Below are 22,792 nucleotides of genomic sequence, written 5' to 3'. Positions count from 1 at the left end.
AATAGAGGCCTGTCTTAAAACAAGCCCCTATACTTCGAGAACACCATAATGAAACTTAGCTGTCACTCGCTCATATTGCTGAAAATGATACTTCGTAAACCATTCTGATCTAAAATGAGCCTTCAGCACTACACGCTTTTTCGCGACCCTCTTCGCTTCTTGCACCCATTCATCGGTTAAAGTAACATGCTCACCCGCTAAGCGCAATGCCTCGAAATTATTGGACTCTTCAATAGTTTCCTCGAACATTGGATCCATATAAACGACATCAAACGCATTCGCTGGCAATGTTTTTAAATAACGAACTGCCTCGGACTGAACGACCTTAATTTGTCGCATACAAGCCGTTAACGGTAGCTCTGTTGTATCATAATTTTGCATTCCCTGCCCGACAATAAAGGCGACATTTGGATTTGCTTCTAGGCCTACAATACGCCCCTTTTCCCCAACAGTATAAGCGGCTAACATCGCATCGGCCGCTAGTCCAAGCGTACAATCTAGCACTGTATCTCCTAGCTGTAGCTGTGCGGCTTCTAAAAATGGCTCTGCCTCACCTCGAGCAATCCGTTTTAAGCGAAATGCTGCAGAATTAGGATGGAAGAAAAACGGCTCCTCTGCCCCAAAAGCATAATAATCATAGCGATTTTTCCCCGCCACTATAATATTTGCCTGAAACGCCTGTGACATCTTCCGAACAGAGCGCTTTTTCCTCGGCTCAAATGCAGCCCCTAATGTTTGACACGCAAAAGCAGCGAGCGCCATCGATTCATCGTCTGGTCTGCCCGCTGTTGTTACAATCGTATTTATTGCTCGCATGTTTGTTCTAACACGCCAGTTAAATGGGAAACAATTTGCTCCACAGGGAAGCCTTCAATTTGTTCACGTGGAATAAAGTAAGCCAATTCTCCATCCTTTAAAATCGCCATGGAAGGTGAGCTTGGTGGTACTTCATCAAAATAACCGCGCATCGCTTCAGTCGCCTCTGGGTCCTGCCCCGCAAACACTGTCACAAGATGATCCGGCTTCACTGCCGCAATCGCCTCACGCGCTGCTGGACGAGCAAGCCCTGCCGCACAGCCACACACCGAGTTAATGACTACTAACGAAGTCCCCTTCGTCTCTGCCATAAATTCATTTACCGCATCAGCCGTCGTCAGCTCCGTAAACCCAGCTCCCACTAGCTCCTCACGCATCGGTTTCACAACCTGCTTCATATATTCATCATAAGCGTTCATGCTTTTACCCTCTTTCATATGTATTCGCAAACCTTATTATAGCAAGGTTTTGTGTGAATGTACAAAGACATGCTTTTTCGATTTTGGTGTAACGAGAGGAGCATATTTAATTATATGAGCCCACCCTCAAACTTTCAGTAAACATCGCAAGGCACAGGGTCAATTTTTTCACTAGTATGTAAGGTTTTCTATTAAGCACCTGAACATTGTATGTTTTTAGTTAATTTTGTAGAATGAATGAAAGGGAGGCGAACTAACTTGGAATTCACAACAGAAAGATTAATGATTAGACCTTTTAAGAATACCGATTTACAGGATGTATTTGCTATTTATAATAATGAAGATACTTGTAAGTTCCTATTACATAATCAATGGACTCATGAAAATATGGAGGAAAAATTCAATAAGAAACTAGCGAATGATTTACTCTCTCAAGAGTCAATGTTAAGTCTGGCAGTTGTCTATAAGAATAAAGTCATTGGTGATTTGTCTGTATGGTATACAGATATGAAAGACACTGTTGAAATTGGATATAGCTTTTCTAATGAAGTGGCTGGGAAAGGTTTGGCAACCGAAGCAGTAAGTAGTTTAGTAGTTCAATTATTTGATGTTTTTAACGTACATCGTCTACAAGCTAAACTGGATGCACGGAATATTGCTTCACAAAAATTATGTGAACGAATAGGCATGAGAAAAGAAGCCCATTTCACACAAGATTTTTGGAATAAAAATGAATGGACCGATAGCATTGTGTACGGCATGTTAGCCTCTGATTTGAAGAAATAGAATTAGTTATTTACTGTGCTAACAGAGGGCTCATACTTTACCCTTTACTATTGTTTAGCCCTCCAGTTAGATACATATTAACAAGCATCCAAATTATCATAAGAGGATGCTTACTAAAAAAGTTTATTCAGCTTTTAGCTTCGAAGTCTTCATCCAATTAACGCTTTACTGAATAGTATAGTGTCATCCCCTAAGCAAATACATTGACCCTCCTCCCTTAACTTTTACTATTTATTTTGTAATCTGAAATAAAGAAAAAGAGTGAAAGCCCTAGTAAAATAATGGGGAGGAAAAAGAGTCCTGCATCATATTTGACGGAATGCTCCATTTTTATGCCAAACAAATAGATGAATAACGTAAATGAAAAACATAATGATAGTGTCCCTGCTAAACTTTTCATTTAAATCCTCCTTATGTCAATCAGATATAATAAAACATGAATAAATCCATGACCCACTTCTAGTTATTTTCGTTTCACAGCCCCTTCGATTTCAGCTATCCACTCTTTTCCACCATAATGACAAAGGTGGTTTCCGTACCTTTCCTATCAAACATCTTCATTCTTTAAGAGATAAATAAAGTTTAAACTAAGCACGGCTCAATCTACGTCAGCTAGATGTATTTCTCACTATAAATTTGGATACAGATTCCACGTATGAGTGGAAAAATCAGACATTGAGTTGTTCATAACAAACGTCCGACATCCGATTTAAGCATGCTATAAAAATTTTTCGCCATACCTGATCGTACCGAAAATTCATTATGTCCCATTTCAATTTCGTGAAAAATATATTTTTTATAGGTGGGCTTGAATTCTTTTAAATGATGGTGACTTGTCTGGCTTCTGGCGTAATTATGTAACTGCCACCTTACGCACATATAGAATCTTGGAGATAAAACGTTGTATCCCAGTTAAGACACCGTTTCATCGCCCCCATTGATTATTTACGGCACATTCTATAGTATACTTATAATCACTTAATATTCCATTATTAGGTTAAATAAAAGCCATATGCTTCCTTTTGGCATTCTTCATCAGCTTGTATTTTAGTGGTTCCCCAAATAGAATATAGTCCCATAAAAAATGAAAGAGGTGGTTAATCATTAGTGAGCATGACTATAAAAAGTATAAAATTTATCCAAAATCAGAAAGATATACGGCTGTGTTTTTATTGGCTACTGTAATGGTTTGGGGAATTTATGATCGGATTACGACAGGGGAGATTGGGGCTCCGTGGTATATAATCATTTCCACTTCTGTATTTAATGCCATCCTTAGAACCTATTATGCAAGAAAAGAAAAAAGGCGAAAAATGAATATGTAATGATGGTCCAAATGGATGTAGTCCCTATCCAAAGCAGGTGCTCGTGCGCTTGCATTTTTTGATCGTCGATTTTTCATACAGCTTACAAATGTATGTTAATCACTTAGTCTCCGTTAAAAATACCCACACCCTTCCTCTTCATAATTCAAAAAATCATCTGTTTCCCTTTGGATCCATTGCAATTTCTCCTTCATGAATTAAACTTTTAATTTTTTTCTGATGTGTCCTATGACATTTATCGCTAATCATCTGGTTAGGCATACATATTATAAATTATCGAAAGGAGGTTTATCATTATGTCTGGATACTATGGTGGTAACGGTGGAGGCTACGGGAATGGTACAGGGTTTGCACTTCTCGTTGTTCTATTCATACTTCTCATAATCGTTGGAGCTGCTTTCCTGTATAATTCATATTAATATCTTTAATAGGGATCAGCCTATTAATCCGTCCCGTGAAAACAATAAATCCTCCAATACTGGTAATAACAATAATCCATACACCTATCTATTTTATGAGTCACTTTCCGGTGACTCTTTTATTTTTTTCTGCCCCACTACTAAACTAAACGCCATGATAAAAGGCCACTCCGACATGGGATGTGGCCTTCGACATAAAATTAATCAAATTGTATAGTCTGTTGCACGATGGATACCTTATAAACGTCTTTCGTATTTATTAATATCGATTTAAAATGTTCTGTTTCCGTAAAGGTATACCATGGTTTCTCGTTGAACCCATTAAAAACTTCTTCTGTAAAAGTTTCTTGTCCAATATTAGTTTTAATTTTATATTCTTCTTCGCGATTTTCGTTAAAGTGGAACTTCACTGTATATTCATAATCCATGAACCAACACCCCCCATCTATCTTTATCATGGGATAAATAGTGTGGAAGTAATCAAAAAAATATAAATGTAATAAAACCCCATGCCATTGAAGGGTTCTTATGTAATCCATAGAAAAAAACCAGGTACTCATTATAAATGAGCGCCTGGTTTTATTATTACCCGATAATGGGTATTGAAAGCATGCAAATATTAAAGTTTTACGATGTTTGCAGCTTGTGGTCCACGTTGACCATCTTCGATTGTGAATTCTACTTTTTGGCCTTCTTCAAGTGATTTGAAACCTTCACCTTGGATAGCTGAGAAGTGTGCGAAAACGTCTTGTCCGCCTTCTACTTCGATGAATCCAAAACCTTTTTCTGAGTTAAACCATTTTACTGTACCTTGTGTCATTTAAATGACCTCCATTAATTGTATTAAATAAAATCTTACATCGTTAAAGAAAAAATTCACATATTGCAAAAAGTATCAAAAAAACACGATTACTCTTTGTAATATGTGAATTCATTGTTTCTTTAGCACCGATTTTATTAATATCATTGTATAATAAAAAATCACATTTGTCTAGTACTAAGTAAAAAAAACCAAAAACAATTATTTGGCTCGTTATATGTTTGCGTGTATTTCTAAAAAAACTCAGGTAATCAAGTCAATTGATTACCTAGAGAAAATTGTTTTTTCATGATTATTTTCCACTTAAACCTTTAGTGATCCTCGAAAACCTCTAGCTGCATAATAAGAATCTGCCCCATTATGATAGAGGAAGATTGTGTCGTAGCGACGATCACAGAAGATAGCCCCGCCCAGTTTACGGATTTTTTCAGGGGTTTGAATCCAGCTTGACGTTTTTAAATCGAATTTACCTAGTTGCTGTAACTCTCGATATTGTTCTTCCGTTAAAAGCTCAATCCCCATTTCTGCTGCCATATCCATTGCGGTCGTTTCGGGTTTATGATTTTTTCTTGCTTCCCATGCCTCTCGGTCATAACAAACACTTCTGCGACCTTTTGGACTTTCTGCCGAACAATCATAAAACATATATTCATCCGAATTTGGATGATAGTGAACGACATCCGGTTCTCCGCCAGTTGCTTCCATTTCATGGAGCGACCACAGTTTGTCTACATTCGCTTCCAGCTTAGCCTGTATATTTGTCCACTGAAGGCCTTCGTGGCGATTCATATTTTTCTCAAATCGAGCTTGCAATGTTTGCAATAGTTCCTCGCGTTGTTCAACTGATAGTTCTTTATTTGTCATTTTAGTTTTCTCCCTCACGCTTAAATGATAGTCCCTCTTCTTCCAATAAAGCTCTCATCATAGGGATTGACGCTGGTCCAATTCCATGAATTTTTAATACATCTTTTTCGGTGTATTTGGATAGTTCATGCAAGGTATCAATCCCCTCGTGAATTAAAGCATTTCTTGCAGGAGAACTCAGTTTTGAAAGGAAACCACTCGTAGGCTTATTTTCTTTATCGCAGGTCGGGCAGCTTGGACAATCTGTGCTTTTGTAAAAACGATGTCCTTTTTCGCAAAACCTTAAACGTTTTTCTGCTTTCACTATCATCCCTCCAACATACATGCTATTAGTTTATAGTATCATAATTCACTTGTCGGAATGATAAGAAGAACTGTATCAAAACTTGTTCGATTTAAAACGTTTGTAATTGATTATCTGTTAAATTTTGTACGCCCATATATTGAACTTTTGGTTCTCCATCCACATATTTAACCACCGCATATCTTTGTATATCTGGCTTTAGCCATACCCGAGCATCCATTGGCCAACTTGCAATGTCCTTCTTAAACATTTCCTCAGAAGTGACCGTCACATCTTTTGTTAAGGAATAATCTAAGCTATTAAATTCAGAGTCAAGAAATGTTACATAATATACATCATTTGATACTTTATAGACATCCTGATAATTACGATGAATGGAATCGAAATAAAAGCCAGTTGGATAGATATAAAACTTACCTAACTCATAGGTTACAATGTCTTGGCTATCTCTCGATGGAAAATTCATACTATCTATAGCAAGTTCAACACCGAATGCTTCTTTATATTTCGCTTGAACGATAGCTCCATCGAAAACCATTTCGCCATTTTCCGAATACTCATGATCAATATTGTACTTCTGGACAACGTCTAACACTAAAGACATAACGATTTGCGGATCATGATGATTAATGCGTCTCATACTACTAAATTCATCTAATGCATCAACAATTTCTTTCTTTTTATCCTTCTCAAGTAATTCATCTTTGCCCACAATATTATTTACACTCGGCGAAAGAGTTGCAAGGGTTTTTCCAACAATAGTGGCTGGACTTGAAGCACCAAAACCGTAATTTTTCTCAGCAAAATTACTAATCAGTATGGGACGTTCTTCTCCATCATATCGTGCAAACTCTTCTTCGAACGTCATTCGATCTGTTTCCTCATCATTTAATGTATAAAATAGATCGCCTTCATTATTATGACCGAAATTACCGGACGCTACTAATTCCATCTCTGATTTTTTGGGGTCCTTTGCGTAAACCCATATGTTGTTATTAGCAATACCTTGACTCATTTGATAGGAAAACATTTTAAGGAAAGTACGACCATCCTTCCCCTTTACTAAAGAAACATTCATGTCACAAGCGGAATATACTAATTTATCAATTTCACTTGAAAAAGATAGCAGCGCATCTTCTCCATTAGCATTTCCCGTCCAAATTTCTTGTATGTAATTATCTTTATTACGATGAGGATAGGCGGATAATGGGTAGTCAATTCCTTTCATGAATGTATAAACCTCGTTAACACCATCATTATCAAAATCGACTAATTCCGCATATAAAACTCCTCTATCATGCTCATTTTCTGCAAAAGTATGCATGTCATATGTATAACCTAATGTTTCAACTGCTTCAGATAGTTTTTCGTATAATTGACGATTGACCACTTGCCTCTCTTGATCGTTTGTTACTATTTTTTCAGCATCCTCAACTTTAGCAGTAGGTGTCTCCTTTACTCCGTTAGAACATCCATACATCAGTACAACTAAAAATAATAATAATAAATAACTTTTTTTCATTTAAAGCTACAACCTTTCAATACCTTAATAATATCTATATCAATTTCCTATATTTACAACTTTATACCAATATTGCTAAGCTGTACCTAATAAAATTTTGATTTTACTTAAACACTTTAAGAAAAAAAGGATGTTTATAAAAAAGAAATTATTATGGTACACAATGTATATCCGTTCCTAGTAGCAAAATAAATTGATGACAATTAAATTCCTTCTGATTCTTCTATATATGTACCGGTTATTTTCGAAAAGTAATGCCCCCCTTGTCATTCAAAAAAATTTGGCGCCATTTGCAAGTTGGTAGTCAGTGTTTGCTAGTTACATGGCGTGATGAAAAAGATACTATATATACTGTTCCGTTTAAACGCAACTTCTTAAAGACAATAAATGAATAAAGGAGCCTGATACATTGACGTTACATACCTCTACTCGTATTAAAATGCCGTTAGGATTTTGGGAGGGGCTCCGTCAATTAGGGATAGCCCCCCACGATGTCATCCGAAAAGCACAATTACCTATCACTTTGATGACTGAACCAACTGTTTCGCTAGCACAATATTACGCGATTTGGCAGGCATATGCCGATCACATTGACGATATGGCTAAAGGAATCATCCAACTGGCAACTAGCTTTGATAGCAATCATTACCCACCAACAGTCTTGGCAGCTTACCATGCTCGTGATTTCCGTGATGCTCTCAAGAGAATGGCACGCTACAAACAATTGTGCCCGCCTGAGAGCCTCCGTATTACTGAGGAGGGAGAGAATTGTACAATCGAGCTGCAATGGTCAGATAGGGAGCAGTCGGGTCCGCCGATGCTTGTTGGCATCACACTGGCATTTCTTCTTGAGCTTGGACGGCGAGGAACGGATAGTCCCTTGACAGCAAAATGCGTTGAATTTTCACATTCAATGGGTGATATACAAACGCTTGAAGCCTATTTCGGTTGTTGTATCCAGATAGGTACAAAATGGAACCGGTTGACGTTACATCGAGAGGATTTAGACCACCCCTTCTCTTCATATAATTTGGAGCTATTAGAGATGCTGACTCCGCTTCTAGATCAATCGTTGAGCGAGCACCAACAAAGCCATACGCTTACCGAGACGGTCAAGTGGATGATGAAACGCAGCTTAATGGGAGGACGCCCAGACATTCAGACGGTTGCCAGCGAGTTAGGGATGAGCGACCGTACTTTACAGCGTCGGCTTTCAGACGAATGTACGAGCTTTAAGCATCTGTTAACTAAAGTAAGACATGAGCAGGCACAGGTATATTTAGCAGACCCCACTCTTGATATTAAAGAGGTTGCCTTCTTAATTGGCTATGAAGATCAAAACTCGTTCTACCGCGCCTTCCGCCTTTGGGAAGGTGATACACCAGCAAATTGGCGTACTAAACATATAGAAAGAAATGTTTAAATTACTATAATAATAAAGGAGAAATAGCGTATGGATATGGGATTGAACAATAAAACAGCTTTAGTTACTGGATCAACGAGAGGTATAGGGAAAGCCATTGCTTTTGAGCTAGCCAAGGAAGGTGTTCATGTACTCATTAATGGGCGAAATTATAATGAGGTAGAACGCATTGTAAATGAAATAAAGTCAGCTTACCCATCTACGTCTCCTCAAAATGCCACAGCCGATCTTGCAGATACCCAGCAAAGAGAAGCTTTATTCGAAAAGTATCCCCATATAGATATACTCGTGAACAATATGGGTATTTATGAAATGATGTCCTATGAAGAAGTTGACGATGAGATATGGGAAAAATACTTCCGTACGAATGTTCTGGCGGCTAATGGTTTATGTAAATTTTACTTACCTACAATGCTAGAAAATGAGTTCGGCCGCATTATTTTTATCGCGAGTGAAGAGGCCATTATGCCTTCTGGGCAAATGCCTCAATATTGTATGACAAAAACGATGCTCCTCTCTTTGTCGAAAAGCCTATCTCAATTAACAAAAGGAACAGAGGTTACCGTCAATACAATTATGCCTGGCCCAACACTTTCTGAGAATGTGTATGCAATCATTGATAGTATGTATACTAATCAAGAGATGAGCTTTACCGAGAAAGAGCACAAATTTATGACTACAAACCTCCCTCAATCGGAAATACAAAGGTTTATCAAACCCATTGAAATCGGGAGAATCACTACCTTTATTTGTAGTCCCTATGCTTCCGCCTTTAAAGGCTCTCCGATTCGTATGGATGGAGGTATGGTACCGACTATCTTTTAATATGTAGAGCTCAAAAACGTATAGCCGATGTCACCACTACGGCGAGTCGAGCTGCCTACCTTATGTGTCGCCGCCCTTTAACTTATGCTATAAAAGCCATCAAGAGTGTGAACTCTCGATGGCTTTGTCAACCGTTTGGCCAGCATATTTCTATACTGTTATTTGCCTTCTATCAATTCATTACTGTACATGAACGGTATATGTTCCGTTCTCATTTTCAAATTTATAAACATATAAATAATACTTTCCAGGCTTTGCATTCAATTTACCGTTTATCATGTTTCCGTCTTCCTGTCCAAAAGACGCATAATTTTGGCTATCTGATTCATGATAAAGCACCCATGTCATGCCAATTTGGTTTTCATTTAAAACAGATATATCTATTTCTTTAGGAGATGTAACATTGAATTCGTATACATCCGTATGATCATCCTCCATTAAACTACCGCTTAGTGGTGTATGAAATGGAAGCATAGTGGCTTCTTCTGGACGATTGTTTGGTTCTATCTCCGTTTTTGTACTATTTTGTACTTGAACGGTATATGTTCCATTTTCATCATCAAACTTATAAACGTATAAATAGTACTTTCCTGGTTTCGCATTGTACTTACCTTTTATTGTCTGTCCATCTTCCTGTCCATACGCTACATAGTTTTCCTTATCAGATTCATGATAAAGCACCCATGTCATGCCAATTTGATTTTCATTTACGACAGAAATATCTATTTCTTCTAGCGATGTAATGTCAAATTGATAGACATTTGTATCGTTTTCTATCAAACTACCTTTTATTGGTTTATTAAATGGAATGGTCATCGCATGTTCTTGCCCTGTTTGTCCTCCTTTCTGTACAGTGGCAGTTGTTTGCCCTTTACTTTCTTGTCCCTTATTATTTTTCACGGTTAACGTCACTTTGTAAGTTCCTTCATTTTCGTATACATGAGTAGGATTTGCTGCTTCACTTGTTGCACCATCACCAAAATCCCAAAGATAAGAAACTATTTCTCCATCCGTATCCTTTGACCCATCACTGTTAAATTGAATTTTTTCATTGATCATGCCAGTATATGGACCATTTACCTGTACAATTGGTGCTTGCGTTTCTCCGTCATCAGTGGAAACACCGTGGAAGACTACATCATACTCGAACTGGTTTGCCGCATTTACACGATAGTTGACAAAGTACGCAGTCATTGTTTTATAGCCGCTCCACTCTTTTTGAGACAGTTGCTCCAGCATTTGGTTTACTTGCTTACTCATCGTTTTCCAATCTTGAGATTCACCCTGTGTTGCACTACCTACATATGTTCCCTCGAGTGTAAACGTATTAAAAAATTGAGACTGGTGTTTCGTCATATTTGCATCTTTCACATGTGCAATATCGACAATTTCTTGCTGTACTTCGTTTAACGCTTTTGGTTCATGCGGCATTAAATAATCCTCTGCTACTTGTGGTACTTCGTATGTTTCTTGGTTATCGATCAATTGCTGCATATACGCTTGATATTCCATATTCAGCTGTGAATCTTTACTTAAAGTGTCACGATAGGCATCATAATTTTTCACATCGTTCGCGCGAATTAAATCTTGAATTCTATCAAACATATCGAATTGATGAGTATACATATAAGACTGTAAAGCAAATGAATAATTGTAAAAATCCCAGGAACCATATGTCGCAAACATTGTTTGTTCAGCTGTATAGCGTTGTGATGGATCATGTGACAATCCACTAATAATGCTCTTACGAGGCACAACGTCATTTGTACGTGTTGACCCTGCAAAAAATTCTGCATTCCCTTCCTGGAACCATGTTAGTCGCTCATTTTGATACATATCACCCGTCCCGAATAGACCAGGCACCTCAAATCTACCTTGTAAAAAGTGCGTATATTCATGACGGAACAGCTCTTCTAAGCTATAAATACTTTGCTCAGGTGTACGTTCATATGTAAAGAATGTTCCAGTCTCTTCAATATAAATACCACCATTATTTGTTTCATATCCGTACAATTGTCGGTTTAATCGGTACTGATCGGGAGAGTTATAAATGACAACGGTTAAGATATCGTCAGCATTACCAGGCTCTAGTGCTTGATCATTCCCGATTACACGATGATATTGTGCCTTTACCTCTTTTGCAGCCCAGTATAATCTTTGAATTTTATCTTCCGTTACTTGATCTCCCGTTTTGAATACAATTGATCCATCATCAAATGTATATGTTTTCGGTAGATACTGTTTTTTTCCTTCTTCACGTACTTTTTGTAAATCAACCGTATTTCCGTTTAAGTCACGTCCACCATAATTTGTCGTAATTTGCTCTACTGCCACAAAATAAGCTTCACTTAAATAGGGATACATATGCATCGCTTGTGTAACGACTTCTAAACCCTTATTCGGATTGCTATGGAACTGCCCTAAACGCCCTGCATAATAAATGCCATTATTAATTAACCAACTATTGCTATCCGTCACATTATGTATTAGGGCAATGTTATTAACTTCCTCTATGAAGCTATCAATCTTCCCATACCACATCGTTGTATTGGCCTCTTTACGAGTGTCATATAAATAAGACTGCAAATCATAATCAATGCCGTGTATTATATCGTAAATAGCTTGTCCTTTTGAATTCTCACTTTCATAGGTAGAAAGATTTTCATTATATTGTTTTAAAATGTTCGTAGCATGTTGAACGGTTTCCACATCACTAGAAGCATTACCTATTAATTTTCCATAGGCAGATACAACTTTATCTTGCTCATCTGTACCAAGTTTAAAGTTTGGATTTTTGGCTATTTCATTTAATGCTGGTAAACACTTATCTTGGAAACTTCTCTCATTTAAATAACCTAGTTCATTATTATAAAACGCTACATAAAAAGCAGAACGTAGTACCTCAACAAATGTTTCGATCCCCTTTGAATCATCCTTCGTAAACGAACTTCCTCTATTACCTAATTCATTGATGATTACTTGCATGCGCTCTTCATTTTGATAAAAAGCTTTTGTGTCATCATTGAATTGGAATAAGTCTGTAATTTGGTACCAACGGATACTGCCAAGCGTATGGATGAGCTCACGATTGCTCATATTATTAAGCTCTGCCATCGAGTACTGCTCCTGCAATTGCTGTGTATCCATCTGTTCCATAATTGGTGCTGGACGTTGTGAAAAATCTCCCATTTCTAAACGTTCTTCATAGGATAATGTTTCTTCAGCCATTGTCGAATGCACCATTTCATCTTTCGACATTTCTATGCCAATGGGTTTCATTTGTAATACATTATACGGCGTTTTTTCTGCTGCCGATGCTTCCGCCTGTAATCCACCTAACGAAATGGCCATTGTACTAACCCCAATTAACAAGTGATTGAATGTAAATTTTTTCTTCATTTTATATCCTCCTATAGTCCTATGTAGTTTTTTTGGCAATATAGTTATTATTTTGTACTATATTACCTATATTAAAATAACATATTATGTAAAAAAATCAACATTAAATGTTATATTTAGGAATATTTCCTTCCATATTTTGAACACTAAGACACATTTAGATCGTTCCCTTATTAAAAAAAGAACCCGAGATGCGGATTCTTTTTAGAAAGGAGCGACCATACAAGGAGTGAGAATACCCCTCTTTTCCTTTTGTCTCACTAGACAAACAAAGAAATTCCCCTCTATTTATGATATTCTTGAAAATAAATAAGCTAGTATAGGGTAAATACCATTTCTCTTCCCTCCCCTCCGCATATTATAGGTTGTAGAAAGGAGGGATTTTCAATGGGATACGGATACAGCGGAAATGTAGGTAATATGAACAACGGCGGTTGTTATTATGGCGGCGACAATGGCGGCAGCTACAACGGTTCAGCTTTTGTATTAATCGTTGTTCTTTTCATTCTTTTAATTATCGTTGGCGCTAGTTTTATGAGTGGTGGATACTAATACATCCCTTTAGCACCTAAAAAAATCCCTTCAATATAATGAAAGGGTCACTTAAACCAGCCTAGTGATCCTTTTGCTTTTCAGAAAGGAGCGATTCGTTTTTTTGCAGCATGATAAACCGAACATCTTTATGAGAATAATAAAAGGGGGCATTGGCTCTGCATTACTAACGATGGGTCTCTTGTTCATCGTAATCACGGTAGACGACAAGCAATTTCTCCAAAATGTAGTAGTAAGAATTATCGGTGTCAGCAGTATTTTTATTGGCACCCACTTATTACATAAACAGTTTCACCCTTATTCATACAAAAAACCAGGCACGCCTAAATAATCGGTGCCTGGTTTAATTTTTTTCATTTATCTAAATCTGTTTTTTATGGTGGGATCGTTACGAAGGTCTATAAAACCAAGTTATCTTATCATATAAATAGTAATGTTAAGCGAAAAGCGTTTAACAAGGCATCTCCTGATTTGTTACTATGGGGTACTCTCCATGAGTGCCCCTCCCATTTTTCGGTCATTGAATAGGCAATTCCATTCCATTCGTTTAACAGTTTTCCATATGATTGGTTGTGAAGCCATGTTAGCTTTTTTAGCAAATGCATTGAATGGTTCTACCACTTTACATACAACAAAAATCGATCGCAATATGGAAAGACTACGACAGAATGATTGGTTTGAGGAAATAGACCAAGGTGATCGGTACCACAGATTTTTTTAACAATCGCCAATCGCCACATCAGAAAATACCTTCAACATAATAAATGAGCCAATCAGATGATGAAGAAAAAAAGAGCGCAAGCCAAATTTATAGATTTTTTACATAAACAATTGAAAAATCGGCCTCTAGGTGGTAGAAATAACTTCCAACAGAACGTATATTCGTGTATAATTTTATTATACTTGCGAATGGAGGAAGAATATGAACGCAATTGATCTACTTGTATTAAATTTCGAGGAGGTGCGTAGACGTAGTATTAAGCTATGGACATCTATCCCTCAAGAAAAGTTACTTTGGAAGCCCGATCATGAGGCAATGTCTTGCATCGAGATGATACGACATGTGCTTGAAAGTGAACATTATTACTACCAGGCAATAAAAAATAAAGGTAGTCTAGCTAATTATGAATCCCCATTTGAAAACCAGCCTTACACCACTGTTGAAGCAGAACTATTATTAGCAGAGCCTTATCGACTTGAATTTATGGAAACGGTTCAATCATTCGCGAATGAGGATTTAACAAGTATTCAAATTGACCGCTCAGATTTAGGATACATAAGAGATTTGGGAGATATGTTGCTGAGGGTTGCCTACCATGAGTCAGTTCATACGGGGCAATTATTGGATTATTTACGATCAGCGAACGTAATGATTCCGAAAATTTGGGATTAATGATGAAAGGTGTATCACTAGTAGATACACCTTTTTTCTAAATGATGGTTAAAATATCCGTTGGTTCCTGTAAAACATAATCTGCCTCTTCATACCCCTTAGTCGTTTTGGCCCCCCACAGGGCAAGGGCAAATTTCACTCCTGCTTGTTTTGCACATTGCAGATCATATATCGAATCCCCAATATAAATAGCGTCTTCAGGGGCTACTTGCAATAATTCCAGACAGGTTATAAGAGGCTCTGGGTGAGGTTTATGTTGCACCGTATCACTGGCACTAATAATTTGCGTGAAATAATTACTTAACTTAAAAGGATCAAACTCATCTGTTACTTCTTGTCTTGTTTTCGATGTAACAATGCCGAGCTGTAATGGTTTACTTGCTAAAGATTGGATGACTGCTTCCATATTGGAAAAGACCGAAACCTCCTGTGAAAAATCAAGTACAGCTGCAGACCATTTTTGATGAACCGTCTCTAGATCATCAACGTTTAGCTGTCGTAATGTGTCCTTCCCTGGAATACCTAAGGCAAACCGTAATTCATCCAAATCATACTCTTTTTCTGTTTCCTCACGCAATGTCCTTTGCAGCGACTGTAAAATCGCTTGTTCTGTATCCAAAATTGTCCCATCTACATCAAAAATAATCGCCTGTAGCATGACCATTCCGCCTTCCCTATACATGATTGCTGTTTACAAACATACATAATTGATGGTACTTGTCCTCATCATAATCTTTCTGACCACGTATATACTTCTCTTTTAAATTATAAAAACAAATGTCAAGATATTCCCTATTATGATGCTGCTTGAAAGGTGTTTTTGCCTCGACTGCCCCCAACGCCTCAAAGTATTTATTCATCTTTTCAAATGTTCTAATTTGATAGCCACGCTTCTTCATTTCAGCAATGACCATTTCCGTATAAATAAACAAGTCGTCTTTAGGATATTCGTATATATAATTAATGAGTATATGCTTATCTTCCTTGGCAAATATACTGTTTAATTCTCGCCATTGAGAAAGTAGCTGCCCTTTTGGTAGGAAGGCTATTAAATCTACATGCCATAATCTCATACTCTCTCCCCTTTCTATTATTCATCCAATCATGTAAAATATTCCATATTAGTAAAACACAAACGGAGGTATATTACTATGGAAATAAAAATTGCCACACTTGATGCCATTCCACAAATAGAGGTGTTATACCAAGAGCTCTTTTTAGAAATGTCCATTCTACAACCTAAATATATCAGACCTACTAAACAAGATGTTAATTTTATTCGTTTTACAATTATCGAGGATGATTCCGATATTTTAATCGCTGAAAAAGATCAAGAAATCGTAGGGTTTTTATTACTAAAGGAAATGACGACCCCTCGTTATACATGCATGGTTGAATACAAATACGCTTTTATTATTGATGTCATTGTTGGAAAGCGATATCAAAGTAAAGGAATCGGAACGGCCCTACTGCTAGAAGCGAAAAAATGGGCTGATACTCGCAAATTGGATTATTTGGAGTTGAACGTTCTGTCTGGAAATAAAGGAGCTATCGCTTTATATGAAAAACTTGGGTTTCAGGATATGAACCATACGATGCGCTTTGAGTTGTAGAGAACTCTCTCTCAAGCAATGAAAAACTTGCACACAGCCCTTCTGATGCATATAATCAAAAAGTCGCCTATACGAAAGGGCGACTTTTTTGATGTTTATTTCGTTTTATGGCATCGGCTCATACATATTTTCGCTCAAAGAACCTATTACCCATTGATTATTTCTCTTCGTGATTAAAATCTGCTGAGAAACGTACTTAGATTGATTAGGTAAACTCTCGCTACGATAGATATACATATTTGTTTCTTTTGGATAATAATAATTATAACTTGTTGTATATGGAGACAAATCTGTATAGGTTACATTTCTCATAATAATTAAATTAATCATTTCATCAGTAAAGTACGGCTGTAAGTATTGTCTTTTTTGAGCAACATTCGACAAATTTTTCACTTTGTTAATCGCTTCATCTAGAAGCTTATAGCCATCTCGATAAAACAGTGGTTGTGCATAAACAACGAACCTATTTTCCTCTGAATAGGAACTAGCCATCCGAGCTTTTTATCCCAATACGTATTTTCGGAGCTGACTTCAGCCAATATCACTTGTCTATATTAATTCACTTTCTTTCAGTAAGTCATAAATAATTGTATCTTTTGTTTTGTGAATTCCTAATTTACCAATTTGTTTTAAAATAAATGGCGCATCAATATCTGTTAATTTTTTGCCATCTAATAAGCGAGCAGTTGAAGCTAATAATGTGCGAACATCAAAAGAAGATGCGAATACTTCTGGAACTCCACGATCAATATTTAATAATTGATAGACTGCCTCCATCGCAGTTCTTACTGAATATTCAGTAGTAAAAACGGTATCTCTTACAGTTTCACTAAAGTTGCCAATGAAGGCTAAATTAGCAGACCCTTCTGGCACAACTAATGGACGATCCCCCATGGCTCTTGGCATGAAATAAGAGGTGATGTAAGGCATATAGCATGGAATCGTGTTACAAGAATTTTGTGCGATGTCTGGAATTTCATCAACCGGTACACCCATATGGTACAACCACTCTTGTGCTATCTCAATACCTGAACATTCGGTAATGCTTTTTTTAATAAAATCACCTGGTTTATTTGATAGTAAACCATAAATCCAAACGACTAATTGGTCTTTTGGTTGATGTTTAAAATGAGGTTGTCGGTTTAACGTATAGCTTAGCATCCAATTAGAATCTGTAGCTGTGACAATACCTCCTGTTACTACTTTGCCTGCATACGGGTCCCTTTTACTAATTTTTTCAATATAAGGAGCCACACGATCGTCTAAAGTCGTTAGAGTGGCGGAAACAAACCAGCTTTCTTTTGGAAGATTATCACAGAACTTTTCTGGTCGTCCAAAGTCAGTATCTTGGGCAGCGATGTTTTTCCACAGTGACCAGCTTCCACCTAATTCTTTATTGACAGGGGCTGGGGTATAATTATCCCCGTATGTTGTACTCTCCGTAATACTACCATTTGTCACAAATACCAATTCATTTTCTGTTAGCTCAATATTCTCTTTCACACCATTTTTTCTTAAAACTAATGTATGAGCTACTTTTTTGTCGCCCACTTTATCGACCAAAACATTCTCTACTACCGTATTATATTGAAAATCAACATCATGACCTTCTAAATATTTTATCATCGGTAGCACTAACGATTCATATTGGTTATATTTTGTAAATTTCAATGCTGATAGATCTGGTAATCCACCAATATGGTGAATGAAACGCATAATATAACGGCGCATTTCCATTGCAGAATGCCATTTTTCAAACGCAAACATAGTGGACCAATACAGCCAAAAGTTCGATTCAAAAAATTCCTCTGAGAAAACATCTGTAATTTTTTTATCCTCTAACTTTTCCTCAGGTGTAAAGAATAATTTAATCATTTCCTCAGATGACTGATCCGATAAAGTAAACTTGCCATCATCTTCAAGTCTTTGACCTCTATCTTTTATTAAACGACATTTTGAATAATTGGGGTCCTCTTTGTTTAACCAATAAAATTCATCTAACACAGAAGCATTGTCTACCTCTAAGGAAGGAATGGAACGGAATAAATCCCATAAGCATTCAAAATGATCTTCCATTTCTCGACCACCGCGAATAATAAATCCTCTCGTCGGATTAAGTATGCCATCAAGACTGCCTCCTGAAATATCTAGCTCTTCCAGAATATGAATGTTCTCACCTTTCATTTGGCCATCACGAATTAAAAAACATGCTGCTGACAGCGAGGCTAGGCCCGAACCAATGAGATAAGCAGATTTTCCATCTACTCCCTCCGGTTTTTTAGGACGTGCGAAAGCTTCATAGTTACCATTGCTGTAATACATATTACCGCCTCCATATTTATTATTCTAATATAGAATAACATGAATTACCACAGAAATGGTAAAACGAGCGAATGATTAACAAAATATTCAAATTCAGAAGAAAGCACTCCATTCGAAGTCCCCTATAATTGGACATAACAATCGTTTGTATTTTTATAAGTGGATGATGAAGTATAAAAAATCACGATCAGCGCCTAGATCAATGCCTTGAAAAGGAAAATAAAATACAATAATTGGATGTAAAAATTGCATAAATATTATATCGAAAAATTATTTGTCACATAAATTTTGATTCTCCATAGCTAAAACTTCCTTTTACGTTTACCAAATTTTTCATTACCTCTTTTAAAATTACCTGTCATTTTCGCTAATAATAATTGAACTTCTATTGTCTGTTGTTCCGCTTCATGGATTTTTGCTAAAAGATGCTCTGCCTCTTTTTCCTTAACCACTTTAATTTGTTTCCCCTCGTAATAAATAGCGACAGTCCCTTTTTTGGTAATTTGATACGTAAATGGCTCCTCGCTTAATCGATTTCGTTTATCAATTCCACTCACTTTGTTCAACTCCCGCCCTCTTTATTGTCCACATCAATAAAATATTTTTCACGTCTTGTTATATACCACATCACCAACATCTGTATGTTTCTACGGTTCTGCAGTAATACTAATAAATATTAGATTAGGTAGTAATGAAAGGGTAAAAGATGATTTTACATTTATTTTTAGTTTTTCTAATTCCTTGGACGATTTGTCTCATGCATCTATACAAAAAAGATAAAATATTGCTTTTTTTAGTGGCTCCATTTTTTAGCGTCGTGGCTTATCTCATGAATGCTCTCGGCTTTTATTTCGATTTTTGGGAGGTGCTACCTTTTCCCCAACAAAAAAGTTTCGCTGCACTACCTTTTGATGTAGGCATATATCCTGTCTTATCCTGCTACTGTATCTATTTCATAAAAAAAGTGAACAAACCTTTTTTGGTTCTTCTATTAATGACTTTGCTCACCACTTTTTTAGAAGGGATATTTGTTTTCTTTGATAGGGTCATCTACCAAAACGGATGGAATATTTATTTTACCTTTTTCTCCTATTTGCTCCCTTATTTATTTTTGTATGGATATTATAGATTTTTACTGAAAATACGCGTTCTCCAATAACTATTTTTATGCTTAAAAAAATAATTTTTCTTCAATATAGTTTTAATTTCTACTGAAGAGGCAATCAACTAGATATACTAAGTGAACTCATCATATATATAGTAGTAGTTAAGCTAAACTAGTTTAACAACCTCCTGATTTGTTACTTAGGGTCACTTCTAACCAAAGTGACCCTTCATATGTTTAATAGGGCTTACATAAGTTATTAGGAAGATTTAGTAAACATAAAATTTACCATATATTGAAAAATTACCCTCCCTATTTTCGTTTTCAAATTATAAAGGAGGAACTGTTCCATGATGAGTATGCTAAATGTGGGAAGCCTAGTCCTTGGATTAATAGCCATATTGTTACCCATTGCTAGTCTTTCAGCTACTTCGAAACAAATCCAACATTATAGATTAACGATAAGCATATTAAGTCTAAGTGCTTGTGCTATTTCGATTAGTTTCCAATTATTTTACAATTTCTATCTTGTGAAGATTGAGGATTGGAGTGCCCTTATGGATATTACAAGAAGTTCCGTACTGGCTGTCCTATTCTTATTAGTAAGTACGATTCTATTAAATATCCTCATTCTTATTTTTAAACGAAATAAAGTATAAAACCGAAACATGTAGTAACTCTGTTATGGGCTACTACGTATTTAGTATGATTTTCCCTCTCGACTTTTCTAACATTCAAATAGTTTTTATAAAAGGAGGTGGGTGCATGTCAAAAATACCCGTTTATATAAAGCTGCTCATTGGGATTGGGATGATTATTATCCTTACCTCACTGTTTCTGTTAAAGGATCATCCCTATTATTTATGGTTAAGATGGACAGGCAATATTTTATTGATCGTCGGGATTGTACGGATTCCTTTTACAAAGGAAACTGATAAAAAACAAGTCAATATTTGATAAATCCGTTAGACTTTCAGGTAAATTTTCACATCAATAAATCCTTTTATTTTTAAGTCATTTCCTTTATTATCAATAAGGGCACCCTAAAATAGAGAGAAAGAGGTGCTGACATGTTTGGTATTATTAATTATGAAATGTTTTTATTAACAGGGATTTTATTAAATCTAGTTCCTGGTGCAGACACAATGTATATTATTGGGCGAAGTATTGCCCAAGGGAAAAGAGCGGGTGTATATTCTGTTTTTGGAATTATTACTGGCTCCCTAATTCATACGTTATTGGTTTCTTTTGGTCTATCACTCATCCTGACAAAATCAATTGTATTATTTACAATCATTAAGGTAATGGGTGTTATATACCTTGCTTATTTAGGGATAAAGATGATACGCGATCAGTCAACGATCGATTTTGAGGCATCTACAGGGACACTAAACTTAAGAAAAATTTATATACAGGGCCTATTTACAAGTTTGACGAATCCAAAGGTTTCCTTATTTTTCATTGCGTTTCTCCCGCAATTTATTGATGTTCACGCATCTGGGCCCATTCCATTCCTCCTTTTAGGCCTTACTTTTACAGCAACTGGACTTGTCTGGTGTTTAGTTGTTGCGTACTTCTCCTCGTATATGACGACAAAATTACGAGGCAATCAAAAGTTTGGACGCCTTCTAAATAAGGCGACAGGAATACTATTTATTTATATGGGCTTCCAATTACTGCAAACAAAAGCTCCACACTAATACAGAATTTCACAACTATGCCCCCCACGAACAGCTCCTTTCATTTTGAAGGGGCTGTTCGACTATAATTTAGACAAATATCAAAAGAAATGATGCACATGAGACAAGAAAATTGAAATTTATAAAGTTTACTTAAAAATTCTGTGTTGATAGGCAGAATCTTTTCTTCTACAATCAGGCTAGATTGTTGAAGAACATTCTTTTAAGAAAAATTTTCAAAGGGAGTGTAAAATTGGACCTATTACTTTGGATAACTATTGGTTTCATAATAATTGGATTTGTAGTTCTCACTTCTATGAAAAAAGGGATGGAAAGTAAGGTCACTTTTATAAAAGCAAATAGGGAAAACGAGGAAAATTCGTTAAAAGCTAATTCCGTCATTTGGTGGATATGGAGTTCCACTGCTTGGGGGATAGTGAGTATGTTTCTTGTTGTTTGGTGTCTTCATAATCATTTTAGATGAACCGCAGCGTAAGATAAGAAAAAGCCATTCTCTCTACAAGCGGAGAGAATGACTTTCCTTCATAAATCGCAATACTACAGATTACAGTTTTGCCCAACGTTCCTCTAACCAGTTCATAAATTGTTCACCTTTGTCGCCTTCATACGCATCAAAGACATCTAAACGCATACGTTTTAGTTTATCCGCAAAGTCTGCCACTGTATGGTCCTTCGGCAAGCTCTTTTTAACACGCAGGAAAATTTTATCTGTTCCTTTGATAATATCAAAACGTGCAGGAGATGGCTTCTCTACGTCCTCGCCAAGCGCCGCAAGTGCTTCATATGCTGCTACCTGCACCTTGTAGACAGTATCATGCTGCATACGATTTATTAATAAATCTATGATATTGTCATGTTGATAAGCCGATAACTTTTCGACTGCATCTAAACGCTCTCGCCAGCTAGATGTATAATTGGCCTGTTTTTTTAATGTTTCATACTGCTCAGGTAATGCTGTTTCAAACTGTTTCAAATAATTGCACCTCTTTTTTTAACTAGAGGAAAAATGATTTCTTTTTCTTCTGCTTCACTTATTATACGTTGTCTTGGTGAAAATAGCGATAATTCGTTAGTAAGGACACATACAGAAAGCTACATTAAGGTGAACCGTATTATAGGGTGCAATCGTTAAACAAGAAATATACTAATCATCTCCCCTAATCGGGCGAGATTCTGTAATAAGGA

Annotated in this window: 29 protein-coding genes; 14 read left to right on the top strand and 15 right to left on the bottom strand. The window is 36.5% G+C overall.

Annotation, left to right across the window (positions count from 1 at the left end):
• Positions 1 to 27: 27 nt before the first annotated feature.
• Positions 28 to 816, bottom strand: coding sequence for a class I SAM-dependent methyltransferase (locus MKY80_RS09900; protein ID WP_089984670.1), 789 nt, complete (start codon positions 814 to 816; stop codon positions 28 to 30).
• Positions 804 to 1,235, bottom strand: coding sequence for a BrxA/BrxB family bacilliredoxin (locus MKY80_RS09895; RefSeq protein WP_342532793.1), 432 nt, complete (start codon positions 1,233 to 1,235; stop codon positions 804 to 806). Before MKY80_RS09895 ends, MKY80_RS09900 begins: the two co-directional genes overlap by 13 nt.
• A 258-nt stretch (positions 1,236 to 1,493) precedes the next feature.
• Between MKY80_RS09895 and MKY80_RS09890 the strand changes: the two genes are divergently transcribed.
• The gene (locus MKY80_RS09890) at positions 1,494 to 2,021 is read left to right on the top strand and encodes a GNAT family protein (RefSeq protein ID WP_090001672.1); all 528 of its coding nucleotides are present in this window, start codon (positions 1,494 to 1,496) and stop codon (positions 2,019 to 2,021) included.
• A 217-nt stretch (positions 2,022 to 2,238) separates the two neighbouring features.
• Here the strand turns inward: MKY80_RS09890 and MKY80_RS09885 are convergent, their stop codons facing one another.
• Complete coding sequence (locus tag MKY80_RS09885) at positions 2,239 to 2,421, bottom strand: hypothetical protein (protein WP_043989873.1); 183 nt, start codon at positions 2,419 to 2,421, stop codon at positions 2,239 to 2,241.
• 1,221 nt (positions 2,422 to 3,642) lie between these two features.
• Here MKY80_RS09885 and MKY80_RS09880 point away from each other — a divergent pair.
• A complete protein-coding gene (locus tag MKY80_RS09880; protein ID WP_080709324.1) occupies positions 3,643 to 3,765 on the top strand; it encodes a YjcZ family sporulation protein in 123 nt (40 codons plus the stop codon).
• A 200-nt stretch (positions 3,766 to 3,965) separates the two neighbouring features.
• On the opposite strand, the gene MKY80_RS09875 is transcribed toward MKY80_RS09880, so the two are convergent.
• The 5 genes from MKY80_RS09875 to MKY80_RS09855 all read right to left on the bottom strand — a co-directional run bounded on the left by MKY80_RS09875 (position 3,966) and on the right by MKY80_RS09855 (position 7,275).
• Positions 3,966 to 4,193, bottom strand: coding sequence for a hypothetical protein (locus MKY80_RS09875; RefSeq protein WP_043989875.1), 228 nt, complete (start codon positions 4,191 to 4,193; stop codon positions 3,966 to 3,968).
• Positions 4,194 to 4,384: 191 nt separating this feature from the next.
• Positions 4,385 to 4,585 carry a cold-shock protein gene (locus MKY80_RS09870; protein ID WP_008175097.1) on the bottom strand — a complete coding sequence of 67 codons (201 nt, stop codon included), beginning with the start codon at positions 4,583 to 4,585 and terminating at the stop codon, positions 4,385 to 4,387.
• Positions 4,586 to 4,888: 303 nt separating this feature from the next.
• On the bottom strand, positions 4,889 to 5,449 hold the full coding sequence (locus MKY80_RS09865) for a DUF4256 domain-containing protein (protein ID WP_089984672.1): 561 nt from the start codon (positions 5,447 to 5,449) through the stop codon (positions 4,889 to 4,891).
• Between the two features lies 1 nt (position 5,450).
• Positions 5,451 to 5,753: an RNA polymerase alpha subunit C-terminal domain-containing protein gene (locus MKY80_RS09860; RefSeq protein WP_043989877.1), complete on the bottom strand. Its 303-nt coding sequence runs from the start codon at positions 5,751 to 5,753 to the stop codon at positions 5,451 to 5,453.
• 91 nt (positions 5,754 to 5,844) lie between these two features.
• Entirely contained in the window at positions 5,845 to 7,275 is a 1,431-nt protein-coding gene (locus MKY80_RS09855) for a hypothetical protein (RefSeq protein WP_342532789.1), read from the bottom strand.
• A 439-nt stretch (positions 7,276 to 7,714) separates the two neighbouring features.
• Here MKY80_RS09855 and MKY80_RS09850 point away from each other — a divergent pair, with 439 nt between their 5' ends.
• Both MKY80_RS09850 and MKY80_RS09845 read left to right on the top strand, forming a co-directional pair.
• The gene (locus MKY80_RS09850; RefSeq protein ID WP_090001723.1) at positions 7,715 to 8,698 is read left to right on the top strand and encodes an AraC family transcriptional regulator; all 984 of its coding nucleotides are present in this window, start codon (positions 7,715 to 7,717) and stop codon (positions 8,696 to 8,698) included.
• Between the two features lie 30 nt (positions 8,699 to 8,728).
• Positions 8,729 to 9,523 carry an SDR family oxidoreductase gene (locus tag MKY80_RS09845; RefSeq protein ID WP_090001675.1) on the top strand — a complete coding sequence of 265 codons (795 nt, stop codon included), beginning with the start codon at positions 8,729 to 8,731 and terminating at the stop codon, positions 9,521 to 9,523.
• Positions 9,524 to 9,703: 180 nt separating this feature from the next.
• Here the strand turns inward: MKY80_RS09845 and MKY80_RS09840 are convergent, their stop codons facing one another.
• Positions 9,704 to 12,922, bottom strand: a complete 3,219-nt coding sequence (locus MKY80_RS09840; RefSeq protein ID WP_342532785.1) for a collagenase — start codon at positions 12,920 to 12,922, stop codon at positions 9,704 to 9,706.
• Between the two features lie 420 nt (positions 12,923 to 13,342).
• Between MKY80_RS09840 and MKY80_RS09835 the strand changes: the two genes are divergently transcribed.
• The 4 genes from MKY80_RS09835 (at position 13,343) to MKY80_RS09820 (ending at position 14,867) form a co-directional block, all read left to right on the top strand.
• A complete protein-coding gene (locus tag MKY80_RS09835; protein WP_139150585.1) occupies positions 13,343 to 13,474 on the top strand; it encodes a YjcZ family sporulation protein in 132 nt (43 codons plus the stop codon).
• A 103-nt stretch (positions 13,475 to 13,577) separates the two neighbouring features.
• Positions 13,578 to 13,805, top strand: coding sequence for a hypothetical protein (locus MKY80_RS09830; protein WP_253734783.1), 228 nt, complete (start codon positions 13,578 to 13,580; stop codon positions 13,803 to 13,805).
• A 189-nt stretch (positions 13,806 to 13,994) separates the two neighbouring features.
• A complete protein-coding gene (locus MKY80_RS09825; protein ID WP_342532782.1) occupies positions 13,995 to 14,195 on the top strand; it encodes a hypothetical protein in 201 nt (66 codons plus the stop codon).
• A gap of 201 nt (positions 14,196 to 14,396) precedes the next feature.
• Positions 14,397 to 14,867, top strand: coding sequence for a DinB family protein (locus tag MKY80_RS09820; protein ID WP_342532780.1), 471 nt, complete (start codon positions 14,397 to 14,399; stop codon positions 14,865 to 14,867).
• Between the two features lie 37 nt (positions 14,868 to 14,904).
• Here MKY80_RS09820 and MKY80_RS09815 read toward each other — a convergent pair whose 3' ends face one another.
• Both MKY80_RS09815 and MKY80_RS09810 read right to left on the bottom strand, forming a co-directional pair.
• Entirely contained in the window at positions 14,905 to 15,525 is a 621-nt protein-coding gene (locus MKY80_RS09815) for an HAD family hydrolase (RefSeq protein ID WP_342532778.1), read from the bottom strand.
• A 16-nt stretch (positions 15,526 to 15,541) separates the two neighbouring features.
• Positions 15,542 to 15,940: a pyrimidine dimer DNA glycosylase/endonuclease V gene (locus MKY80_RS09810; RefSeq protein ID WP_008175115.1), complete on the bottom strand. Its 399-nt coding sequence runs from the start codon at positions 15,938 to 15,940 to the stop codon at positions 15,542 to 15,544.
• A 78-nt stretch (positions 15,941 to 16,018) separates the two neighbouring features.
• On the opposite strand from MKY80_RS09810, the gene MKY80_RS09805 reads away from it, so the two are divergent.
• The gene (locus MKY80_RS09805; protein WP_008175116.1) at positions 16,019 to 16,480 is read left to right on the top strand and encodes a GNAT family N-acetyltransferase; all 462 of its coding nucleotides are present in this window, start codon (positions 16,019 to 16,021) and stop codon (positions 16,478 to 16,480) included.
• Positions 16,481 to 16,585: 105 nt separating this feature from the next.
• On the opposite strand, the gene MKY80_RS09800 is transcribed toward MKY80_RS09805, so the two are convergent.
• From MKY80_RS09800 to MKY80_RS09790, 3 genes are all read right to left on the bottom strand, one after another.
• Complete coding sequence (locus MKY80_RS09800) at positions 16,586 to 16,972, bottom strand: hypothetical protein (protein WP_008175117.1); 387 nt, start codon at positions 16,970 to 16,972, stop codon at positions 16,586 to 16,588.
• A gap of 57 nt (positions 16,973 to 17,029) precedes the next feature.
• Positions 17,030 to 18,802, bottom strand: coding sequence for an oleate hydratase (locus MKY80_RS09795; protein ID WP_008175118.1), 1,773 nt, complete (start codon positions 18,800 to 18,802; stop codon positions 17,030 to 17,032).
• 302 nt (positions 18,803 to 19,104) lie between these two features.
• Entirely contained in the window at positions 19,105 to 19,359 is a 255-nt protein-coding gene (locus MKY80_RS09790; protein WP_008175120.1) for a hypothetical protein, read from the bottom strand.
• Positions 19,360 to 19,508: 149 nt separating this feature from the next.
• Here MKY80_RS09790 and MKY80_RS09785 point away from each other — a divergent pair, with 149 nt between their 5' ends.
• From MKY80_RS09785 to MKY80_RS09765, 5 genes are all read left to right on the top strand, one after another.
• Entirely contained in the window at positions 19,509 to 19,961 is a 453-nt protein-coding gene (locus MKY80_RS09785) for a CBO0543 family protein (RefSeq protein ID WP_008175121.1), read from the top strand.
• A gap of 296 nt (positions 19,962 to 20,257) precedes the next feature.
• Positions 20,258 to 20,566: a hypothetical protein gene (locus MKY80_RS09780; protein WP_089984686.1), complete on the top strand. Its 309-nt coding sequence runs from the start codon at positions 20,258 to 20,260 to the stop codon at positions 20,564 to 20,566.
• A 106-nt stretch (positions 20,567 to 20,672) separates the two neighbouring features.
• Complete coding sequence (locus MKY80_RS09775) at positions 20,673 to 20,864, top strand: hypothetical protein (protein ID WP_008175124.1); 192 nt, start codon at positions 20,673 to 20,675, stop codon at positions 20,862 to 20,864.
• A 113-nt stretch (positions 20,865 to 20,977) separates the two neighbouring features.
• Positions 20,978 to 21,607, top strand: a complete 630-nt coding sequence (locus MKY80_RS09770) for a LysE family translocator (protein ID WP_008175125.1) — start codon at positions 20,978 to 20,980, stop codon at positions 21,605 to 21,607.
• 232 nt (positions 21,608 to 21,839) lie between these two features.
• Complete coding sequence (locus tag MKY80_RS09765; protein WP_043989880.1) at positions 21,840 to 22,070, top strand: hypothetical protein; 231 nt, start codon at positions 21,840 to 21,842, stop codon at positions 22,068 to 22,070.
• 81 nt (positions 22,071 to 22,151) lie between these two features.
• Here the strand turns inward: MKY80_RS09765 and MKY80_RS09760 are convergent, their stop codons facing one another.
• Positions 22,152 to 22,580: a HEAT repeat domain-containing protein gene (locus tag MKY80_RS09760; RefSeq protein WP_008175129.1), complete on the bottom strand. Its 429-nt coding sequence runs from the start codon at positions 22,578 to 22,580 to the stop codon at positions 22,152 to 22,154.
• Positions 22,581 to 22,792 lie beyond the last annotated feature (212 nt).

The sequence above is a fragment of the Lysinibacillus sp. FSL R5-0849 genome (assembly GCF_038595075.1).
GTDB lineage: Bacteria > Bacillota > Bacilli > Bacillales_A > Planococcaceae > Lysinibacillus > Lysinibacillus fusiformis.
This window is presented reverse-complemented; position numbering and strand designations above follow the sequence as displayed.